At 51.8% G+C, this 12851-nt stretch carries 5 protein-coding genes; 2 read left to right on the top strand and 3 right to left on the bottom strand.

Going from position 1 to position 12851, the window contains the following annotated elements:
• Window positions 1–123 precede the first annotated feature (123 nt).
• Complete coding sequence (locus ACLB09_RS20325; RefSeq protein WP_410771677.1) at window positions 124–1746, top strand: glycoside hydrolase family 9 protein; 1623 nt, start codon at window positions 124–126, stop codon at window positions 1744–1746.
• 100 nt (window positions 1747–1846) lie between these two features.
• Window positions 1847–2212, top strand: a complete 366-nt coding sequence (locus ACLB09_RS20320; RefSeq protein WP_410771676.1) for a hypothetical protein — start codon at window positions 1847–1849, stop codon at window positions 2210–2212.
• A gap of 123 nt (window positions 2213–2335) precedes the next feature.
• On the opposite strand, the gene ACLB09_RS20315 is transcribed toward ACLB09_RS20320, so the two are convergent.
• The 3 genes from ACLB09_RS20315 to ACLB09_RS20305 all read right to left on the bottom strand — a co-directional run bounded on the left by ACLB09_RS20315 (window position 2336) and on the right by ACLB09_RS20305 (window position 12800).
• Entirely contained in the window at window positions 2336–7528 is a 5193-nt protein-coding gene (locus ACLB09_RS20315) for a choice-of-anchor I family protein (protein WP_410771675.1), read from the bottom strand.
• Window positions 7529–7707: 179 nt separating this feature from the next.
• Window positions 7708–12294, bottom strand: coding sequence for a DUF4073 domain-containing protein (locus ACLB09_RS20310; RefSeq protein WP_410771674.1), 4587 nt, complete (start codon window positions 12292–12294; stop codon window positions 7708–7710).
• A gap of 158 nt (window positions 12295–12452) precedes the next feature.
• Complete coding sequence (locus ACLB09_RS20305) at window positions 12453–12800, bottom strand: alpha/beta hydrolase (RefSeq protein WP_410771673.1); 348 nt, start codon at window positions 12798–12800, stop codon at window positions 12453–12455.
• Window positions 12801–12851 lie beyond the last annotated feature (51 nt).

Raw genomic sequence — 12851 nt, 5'->3', positions numbered from 1 at the left:
TGCAATAGATTAAGAGAGTTTTCAATCTTCTTTTACCCATTTAGGAAAACGTTTTCCGTAAAGAAGGAACGGATTGCATGTTCCCGCCGCAATAACTTTAATTTTGGAAATGAGGGATTGTCAGTGAGCGATACAAAGCAACGAAGTTTATCCGTCAATCAAGTCGGTTACCCGCTGCATGGCGAAAAGTGCGTCATTAGCGCCGGTAAAGAGGGTACATTCGAAGTTATCAATTCCGATACCGGAGAAGTAGCTTATCGGGGCGAAACCGGGCATTCACAATTTGACGAGTCCGCAGGAACGGAACTGTGCGCCGGTGACTTCTCCGCCCTTACTGCGCCTGGCAGCTATTATGTCCGGCTCGGGGACGCGGTTTCCGCTCCGTTTCAACTTTCGGATAACCCGTACGCGGAGCTGCATCGCGGTCTTTTAAAAGCTTTTTACCTTTTCCGCTGCGGCTGCGACCTCGATGAAACTTATGCCGGGCCTTGGAAGCACAAAGCCTGTCATCTGGCGGACGGAACCGTATATGACGATCCCGGACAGAAGCTGGATAGCACGGGCGGCTGGCACGATGCCGGAGATTACGGACAATACACCGTGCCTGGCGCCAAAGCCGTCGCCGACCTGCTGCTCGCTTATGAGTTCTATCCTCGGACTTTCGCATCCCAACTTCCCATTCCCGAGAGTGACGGCGTTATGCCGGACGTGCTGCATGAATGCCGTTATGAGCTGGAATGGCTGTTCAAAATGCAGGATGACAAGACAGGCGGCGCATTTCACAAATTGACGACCAAGCAATTCCCCGACTTGAACGTGATGCCTGAAGACGACTTGGCGGATTTATATTTCCTTCCGGTCTCGGCCACGGCCACAGGCTGTTTTGCCGGAGTCATGGCCATGGCGTCCCGGGTCTACCGCCAATTTGACGGCAGCTTTGCCGACCGTTGCCTGAAAGCGGCAAAAGCAGCTTGGCAGTGGCTACTGGATCATCCGGAAACGCCGGGCTTTAAAAACCCGCAAGATGTGTCCACCGGAGAGTACGGCGATGGGCAGGATCTCGACGAGCGTTACTGGGCGGCGGCCGAATTGTTCCGGACAACCGGAGACGAGTCTTATCATTTGCAGTTCAAGGCTTTGGCCGCGCAGCAGTTCCCGAAATACGAGCTGGGCTGGGCCGATATGGGGGCTTACGGAAGCATTGCCTATCTGATTGGAGATTCCGCAATGTCCGACCAGACCCTGTACTCACAGCTCAAGGAGGGGCTGCTTGCCGAAGCCTACAAGCTAGTTGCGATCAGCAGTGCCGATGGGTACGGCATTTCGCTGACTCCGGCAGATTATATTTGGGGCAGCAACATGGTCGTGATGAACCGGGCGATGCTTCTGCTCATCGCCTTCCGATTGACTGGAAATACCCAATTTGAAGACATCGCCATTCATCACGTTCATTACCTGATGGGCCGCAATCCGCTGGATCTCAGCTATGTAACCGGGTTCGGCGACCGCCCGGTGATGCATCCGCACCACCGTCCGTCCGTCGGCGATAACGTAGCCGCTCCCGTCCCCGGCCTTGTGGCGGGCGGCCCGAACCGCGGCCTGAACGACGATTGCATGATGGAACACCTGCAAGGCAAAGCGCCCGCACAATGTTTCATCGACGATGAGCTCAGCTATGCGGGCAATGAGGTGACGATTTACTGGAACTCTCCCGCCGTTTTCGTAGTCTCGCATTTCGTGAAATAGTCGTGCCAATGCACAGGAAGTAAGCTGGGACATATGTTATAATCTTTTAACATAAGGACAGTTACTCGAGTCGAGACTAATATATAGAGGTATTTGTTCCATGATATTTATTAATAAAAAACTTATTGATAGGCTGACTGAATCTCACAGAGAACCTGACATGCTTGTTTGTTACGCCACTCTTCAAGGCTTTTCAGCTATTACAAGCCGTGCTATATTGCTCATAAACGACAGTAGAATTATTGTTCTTTTCCTCAATCTATTTTCCTCCAAAGTAGTACATAAGGTGGAAATTGAAGTAGCTGACATCCAAAATCAAAAATATCACTCCAGAACTCCACTTACTGCATTATGGTCACTTAACATTAAGGGTCAGCATTGGAAGTTCAGGATAACCAAAAAAATTGTTACTCTTGGTTCTATGCAAAGTGAATTTCTAAATTTCTTGCAACAAAAAATCTTATAATTTTGTTACTTGAAAAAAAATCAAAACCGGTGAATTTTTACTCTTCGTAAAAATCACCGGTTTTTTAGTTTATAAAGAGAGGTTTTGTTCAGCCTCTTCTTTTTTAGATATGGAAGCCCGGTTTCAATCCGCCAGCCCCACTTCCGTCATCATCCTTAACAAGACTACCGCGGCCTCGGCGCGTGTCGTGAATCCCGCGGGCGAGAATTTGCCGGCGCCATCTCCTTGAAGGATGCTTCGCTGCGCCAGTAACGCGGCACTTGAAGCAGCCCAGCTCGGGATAGTTTCGCTGTCGGAATAACGGGACAAAGCGCTTGCCGCATCAATAGTGTTTGCGTCTCCTGCGGTGCCCGTCTCAAGGAGCATAATCGCCCTGGCTATCATGACGGCCATTTCGGCCCGGCTGATAGACTCATCCGGCATGAAGCCGTCCGCTCCCTTACCTCCCGCCAAGCCGGATTTCACCGCGGCGCCAATCTCATCGGCCAGCGCGCTGCCTGTTGGAACATCGCGGAATCCGCTTCCGGAGGCCGCGGGCGTCAGGCCCAGGCTTCTTACGAGCAGAGCCGTGAACTCGGCTCTCGTAATATTCTCTCCAGGTGCGTAATTACTATCATTTGTCCCTTGGACAATGAGCTTGGAAGCCATGGCTTCAATTTCGGCCTCAGCCCAGTGCCCCTGGACATCGCTAAACTGCTTTTGAAGACCGATGATCATAAAGACACCGTTTTGCGGAGACTTCAACTCCAATGCGGGCTTCCCGTTCCAGCTTGTACTCAGGGCCGGGACGGGGTATAACTTCCCGTCGCTGTGGTCATATCTTACCGCGACCGCATTTCCTGTCCCCAATGAGCCGGTTGCCGGAAGAGGTACGATGCGGCTGATATAGTTACCTCCGAAATCAATAACCTGCTCCCTCCCGCCCGAAACGACGGCTGCACGGAATTCCAAGCCCGGATCACCTCCGGTTATTCCTCCTAATGCTGCTATCTTCAGATTAAGGTCTCTCTGCAAAGAAGATGTAATCGGCATAATCGAAATGGTCAGATCCGGTTTTGCCGTATCTCCGGCACCGCTGCCACCATCCGCAATACTCTGGCGCAAGCGTTGTTCAATCGTCTGCAGTGGCAAACGATAATTTGCCAGCGGCGACTCGATCACGAGTGTGACCGGTTTGCCCTTTTCAAATCCCGCTGTCAAAGTTTGGGCCGGAAGCTGTACTTCCACTCCGCCTTCCGCCTTTGGAATGGAAATCGTCAACTCTCCCCGGGGATGAGATGTTGCGGCCTCAAGCGCGGATTTCAAAACCTCCTCCGAGTTGACGCTTACCCGTGTAACCGATTGTCCGGCCGCATTTATGGATGTAGCTAATTGCAGTTGCTCTCCGGAGAGCCTGGCTGGAGTAACTGATCCAGGCTTCTCTTCCCCATCGCTTTCGGACGGTGCAGCAGTTCCTGGAGCTGTCACATTTCCAGAGCCGGTGCCGGGCGATGAGCCGCCGTCCTCTCCGCCGCCATCCGCGGGTTTAGCCTGCTCGATAATTCGCCCTTCGACTTTGGGTTCCACCGTGCCGCCCAGCGTTTTTACGTGCTCCATGAAAATTTCGTAATCCGGATACCCCAGATCCTCATGGTAAGCTCCTTGCTCAATCGCCTGGGCAAAGGAGAAATATCCGTCCCCGCCGTTGGCAACAAAACTGTTTGTGGCTAAGCGGTAAGTCGCGTTCAAATCAAGCTGCACATAGCTTTGTCCCCGTTTGATTTGAACATCGAACACCTTGTTCCCGGCAGCCTGAGCCGGATCCCATTTAAATTTCATCCCGGCAATCTGTGGGAATTTGCCCGGAAGATCGCTAAGTTTGGCTCCGCTGATCCCGTTTTCCAATCCGTCTTTGAGCTGCTTGCCGGTAACATCAAGCACATATAGCGTGTTACCGAAAGGCATCACCGTGCGCAGCTCGCCCATCGTGATGTCCCCCTGATCAATCGAAACTCGGATGCCCCCGCCATTCATGAGGGCGATATCGGCGTTTTTCAGTTGTTTCGCCTTGGCCAGCATCCCATCGGCAATCAGATTTCCGAGATTGGTTTCCTTCGCACGCACATTTTTGCGTTCCCCGTCCAGAACAACCGCTGCAATGCCGACTACTTGTTTCTTCAGTTCCTCCAGTTCCTCGTTATAAGGAGCAAGCTTCTCCTTAGCGACAGCATCTTCTTCCACCTTGCCATCAACCGTAATCAACCCGCCACCCGTTTGCCCGGGGCCGGTCAATACATTGCCCTGGCCGTCAAATACGAGATCGACGCGGCCGAGAAATTTGCCCCATTCGTTGGCTTGAACAATTACCGTAGGCGTATGATGAATCTCATCGGTTACAATTTCCGGCACTTCCAGTTTGGTGTGCGTGTGGCCCCCGACGATCAAATCGATGCCTTCTACGGTATCGGCAAGTTTCTTGTCTCTCGCATACCCCAAATGGGACAATCCGATGATGATGTCGATACCCTCTTTTTGCATCGCATGAACCGTTTCTTCCGCCGCGGCATCGGCATTACGAAAGTTGACGTCTTTTCCGGGACTGGAAGTTTCCTTCGTGTCCTCGGTCGTCATGCCGAAGACGCCGACCCGATGACCGTCAACCTCTAAAACGACATACGGATAAACCCCTGCGTTCGCGTTCGAACCATCCAGGCCGGAATCGATCGAAATCGGCTGTTTGGACAGCGGCGCCATATGCGCATCCTTGCTGAAATCGATATTGGAGCTGACTAGCGGGAATTGGGCTTTTCTCACAAAGTCGGCCAACACCGCGGTCCCTTTGTCAAACTCGTGATTTCCGAACGTCATCGCGTCATAGCCTAAATAGTTCATGAAAACCAGATCGGCCATACCCTGCCATTTCGTAAAATACAGGTCTCCGGAGAATACATCTCCCGCATCCAAAAGCAGGCTGTTCCCGCCCTCGCCGCGAATCTGCTTCACCAACGTCGACCGTCTCGCTACCTCAGCCAAATGAGCATGGGTATCATTGGTATGCATCACGGTCAGCTTCCACGTCTCCTGTCCGGGATCACTCACCGTCACTGTCGATTCCGCCAAACCGTAGCCGTCCTCGCTCAGCGCGGTGATCACCGATTGCCCCGCCGATACCGGCGTGACATTTCCCTCTTGATCCACTGCCGCCACGGCCGGATTGGACGAATTCCACTGCACTCCCGTAGCGCCTTCCGGCGATTCCACCGTCGCTACGAGCTTTTCGGCAGCACCGCCTGCCACCAGGGACAGCGAAATTTTGTCGAGCGTTACCTTCGCTACGTTCAACTCCAGGACGGCAACGCTTCCGCCGACCTCGTTGGCTACGAGCAATAGCGGACGTCCCGTCGGGCTATCGCCGGCCGGAATGAATTCCATACCTTCCGGTCCGGTATCCGTCATTAACCCGGCCGCGAAATCGCGCGAGTTGAAATAGTTTACGAACACCGGGTTCCCGGGATCCGTAATATCATAGGTCATCACCCCGCCGATCCGTTCCAGTCCGATAAACGCAAGCGACTTGCTACCGACTTTTCCATACGCGACGTATTCCGGTTCAGGCCCCTTTTTAGGACTACGGTCGTCTTTGTCCGTCTTGCTGTTGCTGGCGTTAAAATAATCCGGCAGCCGCTCCGCCGTGATCACTTCAAAATCGCTGCCGCTGTCATAAACCTGGCTCATGTCTGCGGCATTCCAGAGAGAAAACGAACGTCCGCCATAGAGATAGGCGCCTTCATTCCCCATATCCCCGGCAACCTCCACCTTATCGTAGGTTGTCCCGCTCCCCTGTAAAAAGAGGCCTGCAGCAGAATCCGGATTTAATCCGCTCAGTTTGGAGATTTTGCTGCCGTTCTCTCGGCCGGGCCACTCCGTGGCGTCCCCTTCGTTTGCGGTAAGCAAATAAGTCTGCCCGTTCACCGTGTACGAAGCGATCCCGTCAGGCATATACATCCCGTAGAAGGGGACGTTTTCCAGCTTCGCCGCCCCGTCATTCACCAGATCCAACGCATTGCGGGGATTGCTGAAATCCTTGGTTCCCAATCCGCGAACCGCCGTCACCCGGGCGGAAGGTATATCCACGACCGCGATCGCGTTGTTCTCCTGCAAGGAGACGTAAGCGGTCCGCTCATCCCCGGAAAGGGCGATATATTCCGGCTCAAGATCATGCAAGGCTTCGGCCTTGGTTCCCTTGCCCGTCACCTTTCCGTCTGCATCCGCTGCGCCGCGAATATGCACAAAGTCATCGATCACGGAGGGATCGTTGAATTTTACGTGCGTAACCGTCTCCGCCTGCGTATCGACGATGCTCACGCTTCCCTCGGGATCGTCCCCCGCGACGCGGGGTTCTCCTTCATCGGCCGTCAAAATATAGCGCCCGTCCGCGGTATACTTCACCATGTCCGGCTGGACTCCGGCTTCATAAACCTGCAACAGGTTTCCGTCGTAGTCCATCACCAGTATTTTTCCGTTCTTGTTATGAGCAGCTTCCTGTACCGCTGCGGCAATACTTCCGGTTGCCGTATTGATATCCAGGCTGGTCAGATCCCCGAACCGGAAGTCTCCGGTTTCCGCCAACGCCTTAACGTCGATGCTTTTCTCCTTCATCAGAGAACCGCCCGTGCCAAGCGGAACGATGTCGATGGACGGCGGGTTCGTCGAACCGTTGACCAGATAAAATTTTCCGTTGTCCTTGTTAAATCGGACGATTTCGGCAACCCCGCCGTCTTTGTTCGTCGTCCCTACCGAATATCCGGCAATCTTGTGGATGCGGATGCTATCGATTGCTGGCGCAACCGCCTCCGCCTCTCCCGGCTTTACTTGAAGCTCCAGCTCGGCGTTGAAGCTGCGGCCGGCAGCAGAATTCTCCGTTACCGTGACCGTTACGTGATAATTTCCTGCCGTACCGGCTTCCGGTATGCCCGACAGCTGTCCGGTCGTTTCATCCAGCAGCAACCCTGCCGGAACGCCTTGCGCCTCAAACCGGTAAGGAGCCTCTCCTCCGTAAACGTCCAGCGTCACGGAATAAGGCTTGCCCGCCTCCGCTGCAGGCAAATCCAAATTGAACAAACCGAAGTCAAGATCCGCTAAAGGTTCAGACACCGGCTCTCCGGCTTGTGTTATATCAGGATCAGGGGCCTCAGCCAAATTCGATGCTCCGTCGACTTCCGCTTCCGAAGCGGGTACTAACGTTTCCGCCAGTATCGGCCCCGCCGCAAAAAGCGAACTTATTAAAATTTCCGCCGCCAGCAGCAGCGAAATCATGCGTATTGCCTTTGATTTCAAAACTATCCCTCCCAAAATAGGTTGAATTCAACCCTGAGTGTAACGGGAGAATGTTATCGCCGCGTCTATTCCGGTGCGGATTTATGTAAAAGACCTCATTCGAGACTTAATATCTATAGCAAACAGAAAAAGAGGATGGCTTGAAATAATCAAGTCCATCCTCTTGTATTGGTTACAGTTTACTCCTTAACTACGACCTCTCCGCCTTGATCGCCAATGTTGTATTTATGATCCCTGGCTGCTTCTTCAATCTCTTGATAAGCCCAGTAGGTAGTAGGTACGTCAGTAAAAGTCGTGGTATTCGTACCGGAGAGCGGACCGCGTTTGAACAAACGGTTAAGCACCTTCACGGCTTCAGCTCGAGTCAGCTTTCCATCCGGTCTGAACGTATTGTCCTCATAACCGACCATGAAGCCGGTGGAGTTCATAAAGGAAATCGCTGCAGCCGCCCAATGCGCCGAGGATACATCCTTATAACCTGCACTGCTTTGGCCGGACAAGGAGGAACAGCCTTCAAATGCCGAGGCATCCTTTGCGCATTCCTGCTGGATCCAACGGTAAGCGATCATGGCCATTTGCGCCCGAGTCACCGAACCATCGGGATCGAAGCTGTCTTCCTTAGTTCCCGTCATCATGCCCAGCGCTTTGGTTTTCAGGATCTCATTGTAGGCCCAATGCGCTGCGCCGACATCGCCGTAAGGACTTTGATTTGCCGTTGCTTCTTGATCGGCTGCATTGCGCGCCAGCATGGCGGCCATTTGTGCGCGGGTAACGAATGCGCCAGGACGGAATTCAGTTCCGAATCCTTTAATGTATGCAGTATGCTGGTTTACTTGCGCAGCCTTCCACCCGTCCATGTACACAAGGGTAAAGGTACTGAACTTCGTAATCGTAAATTCAATGCCTTCGGAACCGTCTTTCAAAGTCACAAGCTTACCTTGAATCAATTCCTTGGTTCCGTCGCTATGCTCGATAAAGACGCCGAGGTTGTCGAGGACCTTCTGCCGTTCGGTTGAATCGGCCGGCAAGCTGTCTTTAAGCGGCAATACAATGGATACTTCTCGGCTTTGCATATTCGTTTCGATTTCCATAGGACGGCCCAAAACCCGGACTTCCCCGTTATCTACGATTTTTTGAATCGACTCTTCTTGCTTCGCTCTTTCTTCAACTTGTTTGCGCCCGGTCTCCGATTTTATCGGGATGATCCGGAAATATAAATCATCGTTGAAATCGGCGATGGATTTTGCCGGAATGGAGATTACCCCATTGTCCGTTGCAATTTCCAAATTCAGATTGCCTTCGTTTAATTGTTTTAACGCCGATTTCGGTACTTCTACCACCACTTCCGAAACCTTATCCCCGGTATCCGGAATCACAATTCTTGCCGTGTCGATCCCGAGTTGCTTCGCCTTTTGGGCGGTCTCTTTGGCAATGTTCTCCGACATCGACACATGATCTTTCACGGTACCGTTTGCTTCCGTTGTGCGCGTTATCGGCGTTTTGGCCAAATTTGTACCGTTGGCTCCATCGACATCAACGACAATTTCTTCTTTATTGGATGCAGGTGCCGTTGGCGATACTCCGCTGCTTCCGCTACCGCTGCTGCTGCCTGAATCGGACCCGCCGCTTGGCGGATTAGTGGCCGCGTTCCGTGTAAATGTTACGGTGGTCACTTCGCCCGCAGGGTTGTCGCCTTCCGCTTTCACCCGGATTTGTACCGTTACGTTCCCTGCGAAAATCGGAGGATTTCCCGGATCATAGCCGCTCCAGAGATTTCCGTTATCCGTGGAGTATTCCATGGTGCCGTCGGCACCGGCAAGCAAGTTCGCCTCGTCATCCGCCGTTACGCTTGGAGCTCCCGGAATCGGCTCAACTTGTGTTTCTCTGAAGTAAAGCACGGTCACCAGTCCGGCAGGAATGTCCCCGGACGCTTTAACTCGAATCTGTACCGTATAGTTGCCGCGGAATACCGGCGGTTCCTCCGGATTATAACCGATCCATAATATCCCGCCGTCGAGCGAATATTCCATGGTGCCGTCTGCACCGTTGATCATGTAAGTTGCTTCATTCACCGATACGCTTGGTGCAGGCGGAGCCGGTTGAACCGGATTAGCAGTGAATGTCACTGTCGTTACGGCGCCAGCCTGCATGTTGCCTGTCGCTTTCACGCGAATTTGCACGGTCACATCACCGGCAAATATTGGTGCGATGATTGAATCATAGTCCAGCCACTGGATTCCGCCATCTCTCGAATACTCCATTGTGGCGTCCGCGCCCACCAACCGATTGTTATCATCGTCCGCAGTTACGCTTGGGGCACGCGGGGCAAAGAACAGATCGAACGTTTCCTGGATAGCCGCATAATCGGCGTATCCGCCGACCGGCCGTTTGTCCAGCATCCATTGGGCCAGTTCCTGGTATCTCTGAAAACTAAAACCCGGTCCGTCGACTTTATCCAAGTTCAATTTAAAGATGTCCATCATTTCTTCCGGATCAACCGAGCCGATTTGTTCGGCGTTATAAGCTTCGGATTCCGTCTGCAGCAAACGCAGTCTCACCAATGCGTTGTACATGTCGGTTTTCTTCGTGACCTTGTTGATGGGCCTGTACTGCGAAAAGGTTGCCGTCAATGACTCACGGAATTGAGAAACCGGCGTTTCATCCCTTGTAAAATAGAATTTCGTTCTGTATGCGAAAATCTCTTTATCCACTTCAGACATGGTAAGGTAAGCTTCCCCGATCGGAGACAACTCGGTCATTCCTTCATAGCCTGCAAAAACATTTTTAAACTCCAAGAATTTCGCGAAAAACGATGTCAGGTTGTTGTTAATGACATGAAGTTCCCGGTCATTCAAAGCAAAGAACGGCTGAACCGCAAAATCCAGTAAAAACTGAAGCTGACCCACATTATCATACTTCTCGTTTTCGCTCACCATGTAAATGAACGTTTCGGCCACGGATTCTTTGAGATCGTCTCTCCAAGCCCCGAAATCGGGCGGAAGCGACAATCCAAGTTCCGGATTACTAAGCGCGGCGATCATTTCCTCCACGCTTTCTGCTGCCTTTGCGTCATTCACTTTTTCAAGAGGATCGGCAACCACAGGGGGATCCAGCGCAAAGTCCAGCTTCTCCAATTTTGCGTTAGCCCAAAATCCATGCGAGACATAGGCTTTATCCCCCTCCCGCAGGAAAGCAATGCCTGCGACCTGAAGGTTGTTGAACTTGCTGAATTGCTCTATGTTACTTGTCAAAACAGGAAGGTTCGACAATTGGGCATGATCCAATTTGTGGACCCTTCTGACTCCGTCGACAAAATATAAATCCCCGTTCGGATGAAAAGCCAGGCTGCTGATCACCGACGAGAAATTGGTCAACACTTCCGTTGCCGTATTTTCGCCTTTGGCTATTTTATAAATTCCTTTGGTAGTGTATGTCGAAAAATACAAATTATCTTCGCTATCGAAGGCCAGCCCCATCACCCAGGAAGGTTCGTTGGTTGGCGTGAAGAACACTTCTGCTTTTACCGCCACTTGGCCGGATCCGATCGGGTCGCTGAGCGGCAGGCGGTCAGCAGGAATTTTATAAATATTATTATCCTTGGCGTTGGCTTCCAATGTAAAATACAGGTCCCCGCTGCTGTTCAACGCTACGGATTTGACATTGGCGCTGTAATTGAAAACTACCAAAGGCGTCACTGCGCCCGATTTCGAAATTTTTGAAATTCTCGCCTTCGTACCGCCGTCCGTCAGGAATTGCGCCACATACACCTCATTGTTGTAGTAGGACAGGCCTCTCGGATTTTCAAGCTGCACGGTGTCCTGAAATTCGGCTGGTTCTTGAGGCGCGGGCGGCGCCGCTTCGCCGGCAAACGTGAATTTTTTGAGGTAAAATTCGGTTTCCGAGGAGGACGGGAACCCCGGCATTAACGGGTCCATGGTGTATCTGTAGATATCAAAGGACAGATAAGCCTCCCCGCTGTCAGGTAAAAACTGAATCCCGGACAAATCGATCAGCGTTTCGCTGCCGCTGTTCGGAATGGATTCCGCATTCAGATAACTGTTGAACTCGGTGCCGCTCACTTCCGTAACCCCCGGCATGTCCGCTTTCAAATCCATTCTGTACAGCTTGTTGTTTGCCCCAACCATATACAAATTGCCCTGAGGACTCACGGAGAGGTCTTCGAAATACGTCGTAAAATTGGATACCAGCGGTGTCGCTTGCCAGCTTCCGGCCGCAATCTTGAACAATCCGTTAGGATTGTTGCTTGGACGATTCGAGTTCGAATAATAAAAATTATCGTTTTCGTCGATCGTCATACCGGTCATGTACATCTGATCGCCTGTAAATACAATTTCCGCTTTGCTCGGAATATCGTTATAACCACTGATGCTAATTGGCCCCGCTTCTAAAGACGGTTTAGAAATTTTATAAATATAGGGCGATTCATTCACGATAAAATACAAATTTCCTTGACTGTCAAAATCGATGGACAACGGCTTTACATTGTTATTGAACGTAACTATATCGCTGCGATCATCCGAATCGCTTACCTGCTGCTTGGTAATCGTGCTTGTCTGATTGTTATATATGGATGTATAGATATTACCATCATGGTACGCTACCCCGCTTACGGTTGAGGGGTAATTAATCTTGTCCGGGTATAACATACCTCCGGCGCTGACTTGCTCAATGGCTCCAATGCTTGCAAGGAACGGCTGAATCACGAGGATCAGAACCATTAGCTTTTTCAAAAAATGACTTTTCATTCTTGGCATCCTTCTTTTCCTTCCTATGACTTTTTTCATCATCCTACCATCATCCTCTGAACGGATTCTGAACATCTTCGACATAACCAAACAAAATATGACAAAAAATCCACCTTCAAAATAACTTTTCAGGTGGATTTCATCCTATTTTATAAATCTTAACGGTTATACTTCAGCACAAATTCCAGGATAGGCGTCACATCGGAAAGGCCGTGAGGGTGATGGTCCCCACCCGGTTTCAGGATCGTTGTTACATGACCGCCGTAAGAACGGTAACGTTTCTCCAGTATGGCGCCGTTCTCCTCAAACGGCACCGACCGGTCCGCGTCTCCGGAGACCAGAAGCATCTCCACTCCGGCTTCCGCCGCCACGGCAAGGCGCTCCAGCAATTCCTCGGTGACACAACTCGCGCAATGTTCCACGGTGCCGTCCGCGGCTATTTTCACGCTTTGTTCCGTGCCTGTTCCAGCGAAGGCTTCCGAACTGTCTAAGCCGTATATCTCCAAGCAGTCCCGCCATTCTTCCGGCGAACCGCTCCCTTGGCCGCGACCGCCCGG

The organism is Fontibacillus forbon (genome assembly GCF_046559655.1).
Taxonomy (GTDB): Bacteria; Bacillota; Bacilli; order Paenibacillales; family Paenibacillaceae; genus Fontibacillus.
The sequence above is the reverse complement of the archived record's forward strand: the minus strand, read 5'-3'. Positions and strand labels throughout refer to the sequence as shown.

Bases quoted from the DNA above. Each gene is read 5' to 3' on its own strand.
- ACLB09_RS20320 (WP_410771676.1), top strand. From the start codon at position 1,847: ATGATATTTATTAATAAAAAACTTATTGATAGGCTGACTGAATCTCAC.
- ACLB09_RS20310 (WP_410771674.1), bottom strand. From the start codon at position 12,294: ATGAAAAGTCATTTTTTGAAAAAGCTAATGGTTCTGATCCTCGTGATT.